Here is a 16,646-nt window from a genome sequence, read left to right on the forward strand (position 1 = left end):
TGCGCCGGCTGTCGGCGGGGGATGGTAGGGATGCGGGCATGGACGAGGCAGCGGCACGCGAACTGTACCGGCGCTGGCTTCCCGGGATGTGGGAGGCGCCGACCGGGGAACTCGACCGGATCGCCCGCGAGCTGTTCACCGACGACGCGGTGGGCCACTGGCCCGGCCGCGAGGTGCACGGCCCCGTCGGCATCGCCGACCAGATCCGCACCACGCACGCCATGTTCACCCGGATCGGCACCTCGGTGCGCGTGGGCCCGGTGGTCGGCGCCGACGGGCTGATCGCCGCGCAGTGGCTGTTCACCGCCGACTACGTCGAGGGGGTGCCCGGTGCGACCGCCGCCCCCGGCACCGGGGTCCGCTTCCTCGGCGCCGACTTCCTCCGCGCCCGCGACGGCCGGTTCTGCGAGTACTGGGTGGTGAGCGACGCCGCGACCCTCATGGCCCAGCTCGGCGCCCTGGGCCCCGGGGCGGCTTGACCGCGGCCCCGGTCGGCGGAGCGGAGCGGAAGGGCGAGGTGGGAGGTGCCGCGCATCGCGGCCCGGCAACCGGGCGGAACGGTCTCCTGGTGGCCTACGGGCACGCCGGCCTGATCGTCAACGAGAACGACGCGCCGATCCGGATCGTCGACCCGCACTTCATCGGCACCGTGTGGTCCAAGATCCGCTTCGGCCGGTGGGAAGAGGTGAACGAGCCCGTCCCCGACGGGTTCCTCGCACCCGGGGTCCTCGACCTCATGGCGGAGTTCGAGGGGCAGTGGCTGAGGCTGTTCAGCGGCGAAGAGCTCGACATGTGGCTTGAGGACCGCCCTGACACGGGGGATCCGCCTCCCCGCCTCTGAGACCTCTCCCCCGCCGCCCGCCCCTCCCCGGGTAGCGTACTCGGGGCGCCGCGGGAGCGAGGCGGCGCCGGTCTTCCGGCGGAGGAGCGCGATGGCGTCGAAGGCGTCCGAAAAGGCGGGACGCGGGCGGCGGCCCGTGGACGGGGAGAGGTTCCAGAGGACCGTGACCCGGCTCTGTCTGGGGCTCGTCCTCGCGGGCCCGGTGCTCGGCATGGCCGCCGCCATGCCCGGCGCCGCCGAGGTCTACCCCTCGGAGTACATGGTCCCGGTCGCGGTGGCGGTGATGTCGGCCCTGATCGGGCTGGGGCTGCTGGTCGCCGCGTGCGCCGGCCTGTACGCCATGGCCGGCTGGGGAGCCACCCCGTTCGGCGCCGTCTTCGTGACCGGCATCGGGGCGCTGGTGTACGGCCTCGCCGAGGTCGACAACGGGTGGCGCGACGCCGGCACCGCCCTGCTCGCGGTCTCCTGCGCGGCGTTCTGGGCGGCGCCGTCGTTCTCCCCGCGTGCGAAGGCGAGGGCGCGCGAACGCGCCCCGGCCGCCTCACGCAAGGCCGCCGGACTCGGCGGTGTACTCGGCACCGGCGCCGTGATCGCAGCCGCCGGACACGTCATCGGCGTGTGGTGGCTGCTGCTCTTCGGCGCGCTGGCGGCCGGCAGCGCGGTGGGCGCTGGAATCGCCATGCGGCGGGTCTCGTAGGACCGACGGCGACGCCCGCTCTCCGGCGGGGGAGCGCCCGCCCTCGGTCTCGCTCATGGGCCTGGTGGCGGCAGGAGGGCCGCCCGCGGCCGCCTTCCCCCGTCAGGTCTCGCTGAAGAGCCTCCGGTAGGCGCCGGGCGTGGTGCCCAGATGCGTCCGGAAGCGGCGGCGCAGGTTGACCGCGGAGGCGAGGCCGACCCGGGCGGCGACGGCCTCGACCGGGAGGCCGGTCTGCTCCAGCAGGATCCGCGCCGCCTCCAGGCGCCGGGCGAGCAGCCACTGCCCCGGGCTGGTGCCGAGCTGCTCGGTGAACCGCCGGGCGAGGGTCCGGCCGCGCCCGGCGGCACGGGGCCGGGCCGGCCGCCCCTCCCTCTTCTCCGGCCCCCTCCGCTCCCGGACGGCCCCGTGCCCCGGTCTCCCTTTGACACCCTTGCCTCATCTCTCTAAGTTTTCACCTAGAGATCCTAGGTTGAGTGGGCGGGCGCCGCCGAGCGGGGCCGCCGGAGGAAGGACACACGACATGGCCGCCGGAACATCCGCGGCACCCGAGACGGGGACCCTCCGGGTACCGGGCGCCGACATCTACTGCGAAGTGCGGGGGCGCGGGCCGCTCCTCGTCCTGGTCCCCGGTGGGGCCGGCGACGCGGGCATGTACGCCGGGTTGCTCCCGCACCTGGCGGAGTCCTACACGGTCCTCACCTTCGACCCCCGCGGATTCACCCGCAGCCCTCTCCGCGAGCCCGCCGGCGACCAGCGGCCCGAGGTCTGGGCCGACGACGTCGCCCTGCTGATCGAGGGGTTCTCCCCCGGCGGACCGGCCCGGGTGGCGGGGAACAGCTCCGGGGCGATCGTCGCGCTGCACCTGCTCTCCCGCCGCCCCGACCTGGTCCGCAGGGTCGTCGCGCACGAGCCGCCGCTGCTCCGCGCCCTCCCCGACCCCGAACCGCACCGGCGCCTCTTCGCCGAGGTCAGAGACGTGTTCCACAGCGACGGGGCGGACGCGGCGATGGCCCGGTTCAGCGCCGGACTCGGCGGCGGGGACGCCCAGGAGGATCCGCCGGCGGGCGGACTCCCACCGGAGGTCCGGGAGACGGCCGCCCGGATGCGGAAGAACACCGGCGTCTTCCTCGGGCGGATGCTGGTGCCCTTCTCCTCCTCGCTGCCCGACCCGGACGCCCTGGCGGCCGCCGCCGGCCGGCTGGTCCTGGCCGCCGGCCGGGACTCCCGGTCCCAGGTTCCGCTCTACGGCCCCGCGCGGGCCCTCGCCGACCGCCTGGGCTGCGCCTTCGCCGAGTTCCCCGGCGGCCACCTCGCCGCCGTCGAGGCCCCCGGCGACTTCGCGCGCCAGCTGCTCCCGCTGCTCGGCTGAGACCGCCGCCCCTCCCGCCCCGGCCCCGCCGGGCCGACCGGTCAGTCCCCCGTGCGGAAGCGGTCCACCTCTTCGCGGGTGGGCGGGGCGGCGCCGGGGCGGGTGCAGGCCAGGGCGGCGGCGGCCGCGGCGAAGTCCAGGGTGCCGGCCGCGGTCCCGGCGTCCAGGCCGGTGAGAGCGGCGGGGCCGGCGAGCAGGCCCTTGGCGTCCAGGTCGGCCAGGACCGCGCCGATGAACGCGTCGCCGGCGCCGACGGTGTCCACCACCTGCACGGCGGGGGCCGGGGCGCGCAGCGGCGGTTCGCCGGGGAGCAGGGCGGCCGCGCCTTCGGCGCCGAGGGTGACCACCGCGAGGTCCAGGCCGTGCTCGTCCTGCAGGGCGCGGGCGGCGTCCACCGGGTCCTGCTCGGGGTAGAGCCAGGCCAGGTCGTCCGCGCTGGCCTTGAGGATGTGCGCGACGTCGCACCAGGCCCGCGCCGAGGCGCGGTAGGCCTCCCGGTCGGGCAGGACCGAGGGGCGGACGTTGACGTCGTAGGAGACCACGGTCTCCGCGCGGCGCCCCTGGAGCCAGGAGCGGAGCACCGCGGCGCCGGGGTCCAGCACCGCGGCGAGGGTGCCGGCGTGTACGCAGCCGCCGGACACGTCGCCGGGCAGCTCCTCGGGGGACCACTGCCAGTCGGCGGTGCCCTCCAGGTAGAAGGCGTACTCGGCGGATCCGGCGCCGTCGAAGGAGACGAAGGCGAGCGTGGTCGGCTCGGCGGCGTCCACCGCCAGGCCCAGGTCGACGCCGCTGTCCCGCAGGTGGGCGCGGAGCATCCGGCCGAAGTGGTCGCCGGAGAGCCGGCAGAGCAGCGGCGCGGCGGTGCCGAGCCGGTTGAGGGCGACCGCCGCGTTGGCGGCTCCCCCTCCGGGCAGCGCCCGCCAGTCCCCGGGCCGCTCCCCCGGGACCATGTCGACCAGGGCCTCACCGCAGACGATGACCATATGACTCCGTGACTCCTCGCAGCCGGCGGCCCCGCCCGGCCGGGGCGGGGCCTCGTGGTTCCACCGGTCCGACCCTAAACCGCCGCGGGGAGGCGGAACGGGTGCCGCCGGGGGCCTGTCCGCTCCGCCGCCGGACCGCCCTGCGGTGGGCGGGCCGGCGGGTCCCCGCGGGGCCGGGGCGGGGGGCGGCCGCCGGGCGCGCCGGGGGCGCCGGCGCGCCCGGCCGTCATTTCACCGCGCCCATGGACAGGCCGCGCACCAGCTGGCGCTGGGCGATCCAGCCGACCACGACGATGGGCAGCGACGCCATGACGGCGGCGGCCGACAGCTGGGCGACGAACAGCCCCTCGCTGGTGATGAACCCGGTCAGGAAGACCGGGACGGTGGCGGCCTGGGAGGCGGTCAGGTTCACCGCGAAGAAGAACTCGTTCCAGGAGAAGATCATGCAGATCAGGGCGGTCGCGGCGATGCCGGGCGCCATGATCGGCAGCATCACCGACCACAGGATCCGCGGCAGCCCGGCGCCCTCCACCCGGGCCGCCTCCACGATGGCGACCGGGACCTCCAGGAAGAACGAGCGGAGCATCCAGACCGCGATCGGCAGGTTCATCGCGGTGTAGAGCACCACCAGGGTCCAGACGTTGTCCAGCAGGGACAGCTCGGCGGCGGCGACGTAGATCGGCACCACCACCGCCACCACCGGCAGCATCTTGGTGGAGATGAAGAAGAACAGCACGTCCTGGGTGCGCTTGACCGGCTCCACCGACAGGGCGTAGGCGGCGGGCAGGCCGAGCAGCAGCACCAGCACCGTGGAGGCCAGCGTGGCGGTCAGCGAGTTGCCCAGGTAGGGCAGGAAGTCGGCGCCCAGCACCGCGGAGAACCGGTCCAGGGTGGGCTGGAAGAGCAGCGTGGGCGGGTCGGTGGCCGCCTGGTTCTCCTGCTTGAACGCGGTGAGCAGCAGCCACAGCGCCGGGGAGACGAACACCAGGCCGATGGCCCAGGTGAGCACCGTCAGCGCGGCGCCCCCCGCACCGGACCGGCGGCGGCGCGGGGCCCGGCCCGGGGCCGGGGCGGTCGGGGAGGCCCCGCCTGCGGCGGGGCGCTCGGGGGCGTGCGCCGTCATTTGGCCTCCTGGGCGCTCATGAAGGTCCGGAAGATCAGCCGCAGCGCCAGGGTGGCGACGACGATGGTGCCGGCGACCACCACCACGCCCATCGCGGCCGACTGGCCGATGTCGAACCCGAGGAACGTGCGCTGGTAGATGTAGAAGGGCAGGTTGGAGCTGGCGGTGCCGGGGCCGCCCTGGGTGAGCATGTAGATCGTGTCGAAGGTGTTGACCACGTAGATCGAGCCGAGCAGCACCCCCAGCTCGATGTAGCGGCGCAGGTGCGGCAGGGTGATCCAGACGAACATCTGCCACCTCGACGCCCCGTCGACCTGGCCGGCCTCCAGCACGTCGCCGCCCTGGCTCTGCAGCCCGGCCAGGACCAGCAGCATCATGAACGGGGTCCACTGCCAGACCAGGGCGACCACCACGGACAGCACCGGGTACTGCGAGGCCCAGTCCACGTCGCCCGCGCCGAACGGCGAGAGCACGAAGTTCACCAGGCCGAACACCGGCTCCAGCATGATGTGCTTCCACAGCAGCGCGGTGGCCACCGGCAGGATCAGGAACGGGGTGATGATGAGGGTGCGCACCACCCCGCGGCCGGCGAACCTCCGGTCCAGCAGCAGCGCCAGGCCGATGCCGAGCAGCATCGAGACCACCACGCAGGAGGCGGTGACCGCGATGGTGTTCAGCGCCGCGCCGAGGAACTGGGAGTCGGTGAGGACCGCCGCGTAGTTGGCCAGGCCCACCCAGTCCTGGGAGTCGGGGCGGAGCAGGTTCCAGGAGCGCAGCGAGTAGACCACCGTGGCCAGGAACGGCAGCTGGGTGACGGCCAGGGTGAAGACCAGGGCGGGCAGCAGGGGCGCGCGGCGCCTCCAGCCCTCGGCGCGCTCCACCGCCCGCACGCTCCTCCTCCGGGCGGGCCCGCCCGCGGGCTCCGCCGCGGTGCGCCGGGCCGGCGCGGTCGCCGCGCTCATCGGCCGTCCTCCTTGTAGGTGTCGCCCACCGCCTGCGCGTACTCCTGGCTCTGGGCCAGCGCCTCCTCGACGCTGATCTGGCCGGCGATCGCGGCGCTGAGCTGCTGGCTGACCCGGGTTCCCAGGTCCTGGAACTCGGGGATGGCGAGGAATCCGACGCCCTCGTAGGGCACGGGGCGCAGCCCGGGGTCGGCCGGGTCGGCGCGCTCGATGCCGTCCAGCATGGCGTCGGCGTAGGCCCCGGCGGCCTCCCGGTACTCGGGGGCCTCGAAGGTGGAGAGCCGGTTGCCCGGGGGCACCCGCTGCCAGCCGTACTCGTCGGCGACCAGCCGGATGTACTCCTTGTCGGTCATCCACTCCAGGAACCTCCACGCCTCCTCCTTGTGCTCGGAGGTGGCGGGGATCCCCAGCGACCAGGTGTAGAGCCAGCCGCCGTAGTCGCTCTCGGCGACCGGGGCGGGGGCGTAGCCGCTGAGCCCGGCGACGGTGCCGGACTCCTCGTCCTCGATGGTGCTGACCATGGAGGTGGAGTCGTAGAACATGGCCGCCCGCCCCTGGGCGTAGCGGTTCAGGCAGTCGCCGAAGCCGCTGTTGGCGGCGCCGGGCTGGCCGTGCTCGCGGACCAGGTCGACGTAGAACTCGGCGGTGCGGCGGAACTCCGGGGAGTCCAGCTCGGCGTTCCAGTCCTCGTCGTACCAGCGGCCGCCGAAGGTGTTGAGCATGGAGTTGAACGGGCTGAGCATCTCGCCCCAGCCGGCCAGGCCGCGCATGCAGATGCCGGACACCCCGGGCTCGACGCCGTCCAGCTCCCCGGCGAGCGCGGCGACCTCCTCCCAGGTGGGGTCCTCCGGCATCTCCACGCCGGCCTTCTCGAAGAGGTCCTTGCGGTAGGTGAGGAAGGAGGACTCGCCGTAGAACGGGACCGAGTACATGTCCCCCTGGTGGGAGAGGTCCTCGCGGATGGAGGGGATGAAGTCCTCGTCGTCGTAGCCCTCGGAGGCGTCGATGTAGGGCTGGAGGTTCTCCAGCCAGCCGTACTCGGCCCACTGCCGGGTCTCGTAGTTGCTGATCATGACGGCGTCGAACTCGCCGCCGCCGGTCGCCACCGAGGTGGTGATCTTGGCGCGGGCCTCGTTCTCCGGCAGCGAGACGAAGTCGACCTCGATGCCGGGGTTCTCCTCGCGGAACCGGGACTCCAGGGAGATCGCGTCCTGCATCTGCGGGTTGGACACGATCGCGATGACGAGCCGGACGCCGTCGCCGTCCGCGGCGACGGCGCCCGCCCCGGCGCATCCGGCGAGCAGCGCCCCCGCGGCGGCCATCGAGGCGGCCGTCCGGGCGGTGCGCAGGGTCGTTCGCACGGTGGTGCCTTTCTCCTGGTGGGGGGGTGTCCGGGGCGGGCTCAGAGCGCGGCGCCGTCCGGCACCACCTGGACCTTGACCCCGGTGCCGGAGCGCATCATCTTCAGCGCGTCGGGGAACTCCTCCAGCGACGGGGCGTGGGTGAGCAGCGGCGCGGTCTGCACCGCCCCGGCGGCGATCAGGTCGAGGGCGGCTCCGAAGCTGTTCAGCACCGCCATCGACCCGACCACGGTGATCTCGTCGTTGTAGATCCGGAACGGCGACAGCGAGACCCGGGCGTCGTCGGCGGCGACCCCGAAGACGAGGAGCCGGCCGCCGCGGCGCAGCGCGCCGAAGGCGGCCTCGATGGCGGCCGGGGCGCCGGTGACGTCGACCGCGGCGTCGAAGGCCCCGCCGTCCAGCTCCGCGGTGTCGGCGGCGGTGGCGTCGGCGCCCAGCCCGGCGGCGACGGCCAGCCGGTCGGTGTTGCGGTCGACCACGGTGACGTAGGCGCCGGAGCGCTGCAGCAGCTGCTGCAGGAGCAGGCCCATGGTGCCCGCGCCGACGACGAGGAACCGCTCGCCGGCCTGCACGCCGATCCGGCGGACGCCGTGCACGGCGCAGGAGAGCGGCTCGACCAGGGCGCCCTGGCGCATGGTCATGGTGTCGGGCATCCGGTGGCAGTTGACCGCGGGCACCGCGACGTACTCGGCGAACGCGCCGTCGACGGTGTCGCCGATCGCGCCCCAGCCGGCGCAGAGGTTGCCCCGGCCGGCCCGGCAGTAGGAGCAGTGGCCGCAGTAGAGCGAGGGGTCGACGGCGACCCGGTCGCCGGGGCGCAGCCCGCCGGGGGCCTGCTCGCCGACCGCGACGACCTCGCCGGCGAACTCGTGCCCGGGGACCAGCGGGTAGGGGCTGGGCGGGAACTCGCCGTCGGCGATGTGCAGGTCGGTGCCGCAGATCCCGCAGGCCCCGACGCGGACGACCACGCCGTCTGCGGCGGGGGCCGGGTCGGGCCGCTCCCCGACGGTGATCGATCCGGGTTCGGTGATGATGGCCGCTCGCACGGGGCTGGCTCCTTCGGTGTTTCGGCTGCGTGTCGGCCCGGTACCGGGCCTCGGGCGCCCGGCCGGCTCTGCCGGGTGCCCGGGAGGGCGGTGCGGGGGGACGGACCCGCGCCACCCCTCGCTCAGATGAGCGAGCTGGATCACATTTGTCGTGGCTCATTGAAGACCCGGACGAAACCGGATGTCAATGGTTGCGCCACAATCGAGTACAGTAGCGCTCATATGAGCGAGCAACGAGGTGAGACGCAGGCCCCGGCCTTCTCCGGAGGCCCGGCCGAGCTGGTCCGGATCGCCGCCATCGCCCGCCGGTTCTACCTGGACGGCCGGTCCAAGGTGGAGATCGCCGAGGAGTTCGGGCTGAGCCGGTTCAAGGTCGCCCGCGACCTGGAGGCGGCGCGCAGCAGCGGGATCGTGCACATCGAGATCCGGCTGCCGGCCCGGCTCGACGCCGAGCTGTCCGAGCGGCTGCGCGAGCGCTACGGGCTGCGCCGCGCCATCGTCGTGGACGCCTCCGACGACCCGCTGCAGACCCGCTCCGACCTGGGCGCGGCCGCGGCCGACCTGCTGGCCGAGATCGTCCGCCCCGGCGAGGTGCTGGGGCTGGCCTGGAGCCGCGCCCTGCAGGTGATGGGCGCCAAGCTCACCCGGCTGCCGCGGTGCACCACCGTGCAGCTCAACGGGGTGCTCAGCGAGTACGCCGAGTCGGGCGGGTCGGTGGAGACGGTGCGCCGCGCGGCGGCGCTCTCCGGCGGCCCGGCGCACCCGATCTACGCCCCGCTGATCCTGCCGGACGCGGCGACCGCGGCGACGCTCCGCGCCGACCCCGGGATCGCCGCGGCGTTCGCCCTGCACGACCGGCTGACCACGGCGGTCGTCGCGATCGGCGGCTGGGACGAGCGGAACTCCACCGTCTACCAGGCGCTCGACCCGGAGTCCCGGGAGCGCTGCGCCGAGCTGGGCGTGCGCGCCGAGATCTCCGGCCGGCTCTTCGACGCCGGCGGGAACCCGGTCGGCTGCGAGGTGGACGACCGGGTGCTCGGCATCTCCGTGGACCGGCTGCGCGCGGTCCCCGAGGTGGTCGCGGTGGCCGGCGCCGGGGACAGGGCCAAGGCCCGCGCGGTCGGCGCCGCGCTGCGCAGCGGCATCCCCTCCACCCTGGTCACCGACGGCTTCACCGCCCGCGTCCTGCTCGACGACCTCGCAGCGGAATCCCCTGCGGGGCCCTCGGAGGGCGGGGAGGAGGGCGCCGCGAACGGCTGAACGGCCGCCGGAGCCCACCACCGGGCCCGGCTCCGGCAGGGCCGCCGGCCCGCGCGGCATCCCGCCGCCGCTCCCGGCGGTACCGACGGCATTTCCGCACGCCGACGGCGGCGATCGGCGAGCGCCCGCCGGCGCCCCCTCGCAGGGAACCGCTCCTCAGCGCAGAGGAGGCCCCCCGGCTCCGGCAGGGCCGCCGGCCCGCGCCGAACCCCGCGGCCGCTCCCGGCGGTACCGACGGCATTTCCGCACGATCGGCGGGCCTCCGCCGGCGGCCGGTCGCCGGGGGGCGCCCCGCCGGTGCGCTCGCGCAGGCGTCCGCGGGCGGCGGCCGTCCGGACCGGCGAGCGGCCGGGCAGGACGTCCGAGGGGAATGCACCGGCCGAGCGCCCCGCCGGGCCGTCCGCCGGGGGCTGCCTGCCGCGATCCGCCCGGGGCGGGGCCTTCCGGCGGTCCGGGCGCAGGGGTGTCCGCGCCCGGCGGTAGCCTCCCGGCGGAGCCGACCGCCACGGGAGCCGCGCATGAGCCTGCACTACGAAGTCGTCGTCGCCTGCTTCCTGCGGGAGGACACCCCGCCCGAGGTGCTGGACGCGGTGCGCTGGCACATCGGCCTGGCCGGGGAGCGCCCGGCCGGGCTCGATCCGGACGAGCACTCCGAGCCGGCCTTCCTGCTCGACCCGGAGAGCCCGCTGCCCGGCGGGGACGCCGCCGAACTCCGGCTGCAGTACCGCTGGACCGCCCCGTCCGGAGCGGACGTGCGCGCCTGGGGCCTGTACGCACGCGGCTACTGGCTCGACGACGCGCTCGGGCAGCTCTCCCTCTTCCTCGACCTGATCGCCCCTTACGCCGAGGAGGGGTACGCCGGGTCCTTCCGGGAGGAGTACGACTTCCACCCCACCATCGTCGCCTTCAAGGACGGCGCACTGGTCTCCCCCGGCCGGGCGGACTGACGGGCTGACGGCGGGTCGCACCCCGCCCCCCGCCTTTCCCTCCGAGGATCCCGGTGTCGCGGGAGGGGCGCCGGCCGGGCGGCCCGGACCGGCGGGGTAGGGCGCACCGGTGGCGGCCGACCGTCCCCGCGGACCCGCCCGGCCCCTCCGCCGGGCGGGCCGCCGGAGGGGCGGCCCGGTGCTCCGGCCGCCCGGACCGCCGAAGCCCCCGTTCAGCCGGCCGGGGGCCTGCGCAGGACCCACTTCTCCTCGCGGACGCCGAGGGGCAGGGAGCGGGACGCGGCGAAGGCGCGCACGGCCTGCACGACGCCGGGGAAGCGGGCGATGAAGTCGTCGCCGATCATCGTGCCTCCCGGGCGCAGCAGCGGCCAGTACAGCTCCAGGTCGCGGGCCACGTCGGGGAGGTCGTGGCCGGCGTCGATGTAGACCAGGTCGCAGCGGACGCCGTGGTGCTCCAGGACCGCGGCGGCGGTGGCGCTGGTCGCGGGGAACGGGGTGATGACCTCGGTGAAGCCGTCGTGCACCACGTTGGCGAGGAACTGCGGGTAGAGGCCGGGGCGGCCGAAGGCCAGGCGCATGTCCGCCTTCCACTCCGGGGTCAGCCAGTGCTCCCTGCTGCCCAGGAAGGTGTCCACGCACACGATCTCGCAGGCCAGCCCCAGCTCGCGGACGACGCCGGCCATGTGCAGCGCCGAGGCGCCCTTCCAGGTGCCGACCTCCACGACCAGGGAGGGGCGCAGCCGGGTGATCTCCTCGCGGAACACCGGGTGGTCGGAGTCCCAGCCGGAGGGGTCGTAGCCGATCTCCCCGGCCGGGAAGCCCTCGTACGGCGACCCGTCGAAGAGCAGCGGCCGGACCGTCCGGGCCGGCCCGCCCGCCGGCGCCCCCGTCACGGTGCCGCCTCGGCCGGGGCGGTGCCGGCGTACTCCGGCGTCGACATCCCGCCGAGCCGGTAGCGCAGGGTGGGCCGCCCGGTGCAGCCGACCGGCACCCGCAGCCGGACCAGCTGCTCGCGGACGATGTCGTCCTCGCCGAGCCGCTCGGCGACCTCCCGGGCGCTGCGCTCCCTGCGGAACTCCAGGATGCGGGCGAGTTCGCGGCGGAACAGCCACTCCCCCATGTCGACCATGCCGTCCCCCTCCCCGCCCGGGGGCCAGCTGAGGCGGTCGCGCACCACCGGGTCGCCCGGCGCCATCACCCCGTGCCGGGCCAGCTCGGCCAGCCGGCGCGCCGCCTCCGGGCCCGGCGGCAGCCAGGGGAAGCGGTCCACCGGGTGGGGCCCGCCGCCGGGGCCGACCAGGCGGCGCCAGGAGTGCGCGGCGGGCAGGCCCGGGGCGACCGCCTCCAGCAGGGATTCCAGGTGGTCGGGCTCCCACTCGTTGTCGTCGTCCAGGAAGGCGATCAGGTCCCCGTCGGCGGCCTGCACGGCCATCCGCCGCAGCGCGCCCACCCGCTCCACCGCCGCCTCGGGGAGGAAGCCGTCGCCGCCGACGCTCACCGCGCGCACCCCCGGCGGCAGGCCCCCCGGCAGCGCCGCGGGGGCGCCGAGGTGCGCGTCGATCCAGACGGTGAGCCGGACGCCGGCGCCGACCCGCTGGGCGGCGGCGCTGTTCAGGGCCCGGACCAGCCCGTCCGGGCGGCGCCCCCGGGTGAGGGTGACCACGTCGATCACCGGGCGGGGCGCCGGGCCCGGCAGCGGGCGGACCGGGCGGGGCGGCCGGGCCGGAGCGGACACCGCGCCGCGCAGGGCGGCGGCGAGCCCGCGCAGCGCGTCCGCGCCGGCCAGGAAGGCGTGGTGCGGCACGACGACCGCGGTCCCGTGCAGCCGCCGGGACTCCGGGAGCGGGGGGACGGGCCGCCCGGCCAGCGCCGCCGCGTAGCCGGGCACGGTCTCCGGCCGGTACAGCGGGCCCTCCGGGACCGGCGGGTAGACCTCGTCCAGGGTGATCCCGGCCTCCCGGCGCACCCGGGCGATCAGCTCGCGCGGCGGCGGGGCGGGGCCGGTGGGGCGGAGCGGCAGGCCGTAGAAGGCGCCGGAGGCCAGGGCCGCGGCGTCGGCCAGCGGCTCCCAGCCGGCCTCCCGGTCGGCGGCCAGCTCCGCCAGGAACGCCGCGGCGCCGATGCTCCGCGCGGCGGCCTGGCCGGGGAGGCGTTCGAGCTGGTCCAGCAGGAGGGCCGCGCCGGTCTCCGGCAGGGCGTGGTTGGCGCCGTGCACCGGGGCCGGGGACGCCTCCAGGGCGGTGCGGTCCGCCTCCCCCGGTCGGGGCGCCGGGCGGCGGGAGTCCGCGGCCAGCGCCGCCATCCGGGCGGCCAGGTCGTCGTCGCAGGTCAGCGCCGCGCCGCCTTCACCGCAGGTGAGGACTTTGGTCTCCTGGAAGCTCATCACGCTCACGTCGCCCAGCGACCCGATCACCGCGCCGTCGGCGGACCGGGCCAGCTGGGCGTGCGAGGCGTCCTCGACGACCGGGACGCCCGGCAGGGCGCGGCGCAGCGCGGCGATGTCGGCGTGCTGGGCGTAGAGGTGCACCGCCAGCACCGCCGAGGGGGGCTCGGCCAGGTGCTCGGCGCCCCGGCACGGGGAGTCGGGGGCCGCGTCGAAGAAGACCGGTGCGGCGCCGGTGCGCAGTACCGCGGTGGCGCACCCCACCCAGGTCGTCGCGGGCATCGCCACGGTGTCCCCCGGCCCGATGCCCAGTGCCTGCAGGGCGACCACGATCGCGCTGGAGCCGCTGGCGGTGAGCACGGCGCTGCGGCGCCCCGAGGCCTCGGCCAGGGCGCGCGCCGCCTCCGCCCCGCGCGACGGCCAGGGGGAGCGGGCCCCGCTGCACGCCAGGCGGCCGCCGAGCAGCGCCGCGGAGAGGTGCTGGTGGGCGCCGGGCCCCAGCTCGGGCCAGCGGGGCCAGCGGCGGGGGTCGTCTGCCGGGCTCATCGGACTCCTTCGCAGGGGGGTGGACCCGGCCGCACGGCCGGAGGGGGAGGGTCGGCCACCGGACCGGGAACGGGGTCCGGGCGAGGGCGCGGCGGGCGGGGCGAGCGGCACCGGGGGCGTGTCCGCCCCCGCGGGCGGCCCGGCCGCGGGAGTCCGCCGGCCGGTGCGAGGCCTGCGGCCGGGGAGCCGGAGGCGCGGCGGTACGGCCCCGGCGACCGCAGACGTGCCCGCGCCTTGCGCCCGGTGGCCCCGGGAGACCGCCTCGGCGGCCGGCGGATCGGCGGGGGCGGCGCGCCGCCCCGGCCTCCCTCCGGTTCCGCCCCGGAGCGGCGCCTGCGGGCGGGCCCGCAGGCCGGAACGGTGTCGCGGGCCCGGCCGCGGGGCGGGCGGGGCGGCGGGGTCCGGGGGGAGGGAGGGGGTTTGGGCGGGCGCCGGCTTCCTGGGCCGTTCCGCCTCACCCGCACGGCCCTCGGGCCGGGCCCGGTGCGCCGAGGAGCGGGAGGAGCGGGCGCCCCTCCGGAACGGGCCGGCCCCCGCCCGGCGGCGGAGGCGGGGGCGGCGCCGCGCCCGCCGGGCAGGGCGGGCGTCCGGTGAGGTCCACCAGGTGCTCGGCGTAGGGCGGGTAGCTCTGCTCCTCCATGTCCACGTAGCGGTTCCGGTAGCACCAGCCGCACTCCTCGAACCGCTGCGAGAAGCCCTCCTGCCAGCGGGTGTGCTCGGCGCGCAGCCTGCGGTACTCCGGGCCGTTCCAGATGTCGGCGAAGGAGGACGCGGCGAGGTCGCCGAGGAGGTAGCGGCTGTCGGGCTCGCCGATCAGGTGGTCGCAGAAGCCGACCTGGCCGCGGTGGTTGACGTAGCAGTACATCCACGGGTGGACGCAGGTCTTGCCGGTGTGCTCGGGCAGCGCCCAGGACTCGTCCAGGGCGGCGCCGAGCTGCACCCGCACCCCGCGCTCCCGGGCCGCCCGGGCCGCCTCCTCCAGCGCGTCGGCCAGCGCCGCGGTGTGCCGGGACAGGTGCTCCGGGGAGTCCTCCGGGACGGTGACCGGGTTGAGCCTGATCCGGGTCAGGCCGATGTCGGCGGCGGTGTGCACGATGCCGGGGATCTCCGGGATGGCGGCGGCCTGCACGACGGTGTTGAGCTGTACCCCGTCCACGCCGACCCCGCTGCGGCGGCCCTCGTCCACCAGGATCTCCAGGTTGCGCATGATCACCGGCAGCCGGGCGCCGCGGCGCAGCTCGGCGAAGGTGCGCGAGCGGGCGGCGTCGAAGGAGACCAGGATCAGCGCGTCGTTGCGCACCAGGGTGCGCCACAGCTCCTCGTTGGGCACGGTGAGGTTGGTGACCAGGCGGACCCTGCACCCGTGGGCGATGGTCCGCGCGACGCGCTCGGGGAAGTCCTTGAGCACGGTGCTCTCCCCCCAGCCGCGCAGGTCCACGATCTCGGCGGTGGGGAACAGCTCCTCGGCGACCCGGTCGAAGAGGCGCGGGTCCATGTTCTTGGACCGGTCGAACGGGCCGGAGGCGCGGCACATCGGGCAGGACAGGTTGCAGTTCTCGGTGAGTTCGACGAAGAGCACCCGCGGCAGGCTCTCCAGCGCGGTCGCCCCCGCCTCGAACTCGCGGATGTTCAGTTCCCGGTTGGCGGAGCGCGGATCCGCGCCGCGGTGCTCGGCGCCTTGCCCGGTCGGCATGGCGGTCTCCCTTCTTCGGTGTCGGGCGGGGGGCCGCCGGCGGCTCCGGCTCAGACCGCGTCGAGCACGCCGGAGAAGGAGCCGGTGCTCCAGGGCAGCGGCTCCGCTTCCAGGGCGCGCGGCCCTCCCGGGGCGGAGTCGAGCCCGGTGAGGCGGAACTGGTGCAGCTCGCGGCGGAGCGGGAAGGAGAACTCCCACCAGGGGCGGTCGCCGTGCTCCAGTGCGGCGGACAGGGCCGGGTCGGGCCCGGACGGCGGGCGGGTGGCGGCGCCGTCCAGCAGGATCAGCCGGCGGGCGCAGCGGGCGGCCTCGTCCAGCACCCGGCACAGGGTGGGCTCGGGCAGCGTCCGCCAGTAGTCGGTGACCACCGCGGTGTCGAAGGCGGCGGTGCCGAAGGGCAGGCGCGCGCCGAGCAGCCGGTCCCCGCCCTTGCGGACGGGGGAGACGGTCCGCGCGGGGCGGGGCGCGTCCTCCGGCCAGCCGCCGTCGTCGCCGAGCAGCAGGGTGCCGTCCGGGCCGCCCAGCGCCTCCAGCACCCGGGGCAGCTCGCCGAGCCGGGCGGTGTCCACCGCGGCGGGGTCCAGCCGCTCGGCGAACGAGCGCAGCGCGGGCTCCAGCACCCGGGCCCCGGGCGCGCCGAACGCGCAGACCGCCTCCACCTCCATCCCCGGGTGGAGGCGGAGCATCAGGAAGTCGTTGCACCGGTCGCGGACCAGGTCGGCGCGGCGGTCGCGGGCGTGCGGCTGGTGGAAGGCGAGCGCGTCGCCGAGGAGCACCGTGGGGATCCCGGCCCTGCGCAGCCGGTAGCCCATCTCCATGTCCTCCACGCCCTTGCCCGGGAACTCCTCGCAGAAGCCGCCGACCCGCTCGAAGTCGGTGCGGCGCAGGCTCACCACCGAGGACCAGAAGTAGGCCCAGGAGCAGTCGGAGGGGCGGGTGAGCAGGTCGGCGCGGGCGTCGTGCAGCCGGGGCTCGCGCTCGGACCGGGAGAACACCGCGGCGGGGTCGCCGAAGTCCCAGTCGGTGCCGTAGAGGAGGTCCCATTGCTCGGGGGTGAGCTCGCGGGCGTAGGTGTAGCCGGTGGCCGCGACGCCCTGCCCGGTCTGGGCCGCGCGGTGCCGGGCGAGCATGTCGGGGTGGGGGAGGCAGTCGGCGTCCAGGAAGACCAGGACCTCGCCGCGGGCGCGGGCGGCCCCGGTGTTGCGCGCCGCGGCGGCGCCGCGGCCGGGGTCGACCCGGACGACCTCCCAGTGCGCCCCGGGGCCGGGTTCGCCGGCGTCGACCGCCCCGTCGGTGGAGGCGTCGTCGACCACGATCACCTCGAAGCGGTCCGCGGGGACGGTCTGGGAGCGCAGCCCGCGCAATGTGTTGCGCAGCTGGGGGCGCATATCGTGCACCGGAATGACGACTGTCACGTCTGGATCGCCCATGGAAA

General features: G+C 76.2%; 15 protein-coding genes and 1 pseudogene. 6 read left to right on the forward strand and 10 right to left on the reverse strand.

The annotated features are described in order from the left end of the window. The first annotated feature begins 38 nt into the window (after nt 1-38). The 3 genes from J0910_RS17250 (at nt 39) to J0910_RS17260 (ending at nt 1,538) form a co-directional block, all read left to right on the forward strand. Complete coding sequence (locus J0910_RS17250; protein WP_420159548.1) at nt 39-479, forward strand: ester cyclase; 441 nt, start codon at nt 39-41, stop codon at nt 477-479. Between the two features lie 89 nt (nt 480-568). Beyond that, on the forward strand, nt 569-841 hold the full coding sequence (locus J0910_RS17255) for a hypothetical protein (RefSeq protein WP_420159549.1): 273 nt from the start codon (nt 569-571) through the stop codon (nt 839-841). A 163-nt stretch (nt 842-1,004) separates the two neighbouring features. Further along, on the forward strand, nt 1,005-1,538 hold the full coding sequence (locus J0910_RS17260; RefSeq protein ID WP_420159550.1) for a hypothetical protein: 534 nt from the start codon (nt 1,005-1,007) through the stop codon (nt 1,536-1,538). A 102-nt stretch (nt 1,539-1,640) separates the two neighbouring features. Here the strand turns inward: J0910_RS17260 and J0910_RS17265 are convergent. Beyond that, nucleotides 1,641-1,871, reverse strand: a pseudogene (locus J0910_RS17265) (helix-turn-helix domain-containing protein); the annotation flags it as partial. Nucleotides 1,872-2,058: 187 nt separating this feature from the next. Between J0910_RS17265 and J0910_RS17270 the strand changes: the two are divergent. Next, a complete protein-coding gene (locus tag J0910_RS17270; protein ID WP_420159551.1) occupies nt 2,059-2,907 on the forward strand; it encodes an alpha/beta fold hydrolase in 849 nt (282 codons plus the stop codon). Nucleotides 2,908-2,948: 41 nt separating this feature from the next. On the opposite strand, the gene J0910_RS17275 is transcribed toward J0910_RS17270, so the two are convergent. From J0910_RS17275 to J0910_RS17295, 5 genes are all read right to left on the reverse strand, one after another. After that, complete coding sequence (locus J0910_RS17275) at nt 2,949-3,890, reverse strand: carbohydrate kinase family protein (RefSeq protein WP_420159552.1); 942 nt, start codon at nt 3,888-3,890, stop codon at nt 2,949-2,951. A 226-nt stretch (nt 3,891-4,116) separates the two neighbouring features. Further along, a complete protein-coding gene (locus tag J0910_RS17280) occupies nt 4,117-5,013 on the reverse strand; it encodes a carbohydrate ABC transporter permease (RefSeq protein WP_420159553.1) in 897 nt (298 codons plus the stop codon). Beyond that, nucleotides 5,010-5,975, reverse strand: coding sequence for a carbohydrate ABC transporter permease (locus J0910_RS17285; RefSeq protein WP_420159554.1), 966 nt, complete (start codon nt 5,973-5,975; stop codon nt 5,010-5,012). The genes J0910_RS17280 and J0910_RS17285 overlap by 4 nt, the downstream gene beginning before the upstream one ends. Next, nucleotides 5,972-7,297 (reverse strand): ABC transporter substrate-binding protein, encoded by a 1,326-nt coding sequence (locus tag J0910_RS17290; protein WP_420162015.1) that lies wholly within the window; start codon nt 7,295-7,297, stop codon nt 5,972-5,974. The genes J0910_RS17285 and J0910_RS17290 overlap by 4 nt, the downstream gene beginning before the upstream one ends. Nucleotides 7,298-7,377: 80 nt before the next feature. Then, a complete protein-coding gene (locus tag J0910_RS17295; RefSeq protein ID WP_420159555.1) occupies nt 7,378-8,382 on the reverse strand; it encodes a zinc-dependent alcohol dehydrogenase family protein in 1,005 nt (334 codons plus the stop codon). A 222-nt stretch (nt 8,383-8,604) separates the two neighbouring features. On the opposite strand from J0910_RS17295, the gene J0910_RS17300 reads away from it, so the two are divergent. Further along, on the forward strand, nt 8,605-9,642 hold the full coding sequence (locus tag J0910_RS17300) for a sugar-binding transcriptional regulator (RefSeq protein ID WP_420159556.1): 1,038 nt from the start codon (nt 8,605-8,607) through the stop codon (nt 9,640-9,642). A 518-nt stretch (nt 9,643-10,160) separates the two neighbouring features. After that, complete coding sequence (locus tag J0910_RS17305; RefSeq protein WP_420159557.1) at nt 10,161-10,589, forward strand: hypothetical protein; 429 nt, start codon at nt 10,161-10,163, stop codon at nt 10,587-10,589. A 212-nt stretch (nt 10,590-10,801) separates the two neighbouring features. Here J0910_RS17305 and J0910_RS17310 read toward each other — a convergent pair whose 3' ends face one another. From J0910_RS17310 to J0910_RS17325, 4 genes are all read right to left on the reverse strand, one after another. Next, the gene (locus J0910_RS17310) at nt 10,802-11,482 is read right to left on the reverse strand and encodes a class I SAM-dependent methyltransferase (RefSeq protein WP_420159558.1); all 681 of its coding nucleotides are present in this window, start codon (nt 11,480-11,482) and stop codon (nt 10,802-10,804) included. Further along, on the reverse strand, nt 11,479-13,518 hold the full coding sequence (locus J0910_RS17315) for a DegT/DnrJ/EryC1/StrS family aminotransferase (RefSeq protein WP_420159559.1): 2,040 nt from the start codon (nt 13,516-13,518) through the stop codon (nt 11,479-11,481). Before J0910_RS17315 ends, J0910_RS17310 begins: the two co-directional genes overlap by 4 nt. A gap of 454 nt (nt 13,519-13,972) precedes the next feature. Beyond that, nucleotides 13,973-15,211, reverse strand: coding sequence for a radical SAM protein (locus J0910_RS17320; protein WP_420159560.1), 1,239 nt, complete (start codon nt 15,209-15,211; stop codon nt 13,973-13,975). A 50-nt stretch (nt 15,212-15,261) separates the two neighbouring features. Further along, nucleotides 15,262-16,626, reverse strand: a complete 1,365-nt coding sequence (locus tag J0910_RS17325; protein WP_420159561.1) for a glycosyltransferase family 2 protein — start codon at nt 16,624-16,626, stop codon at nt 15,262-15,264. Between the last annotated feature and the right edge of the window lie 20 nt (nt 16,627-16,646).

It is taken from the genome of Nocardiopsis oceanisediminis (assembly GCF_048595525.1).
Lineage (GTDB): Bacteria > Actinomycetota > Actinomycetes > Streptosporangiales > Streptosporangiaceae > Nocardiopsis_A > Nocardiopsis_A oceanisediminis.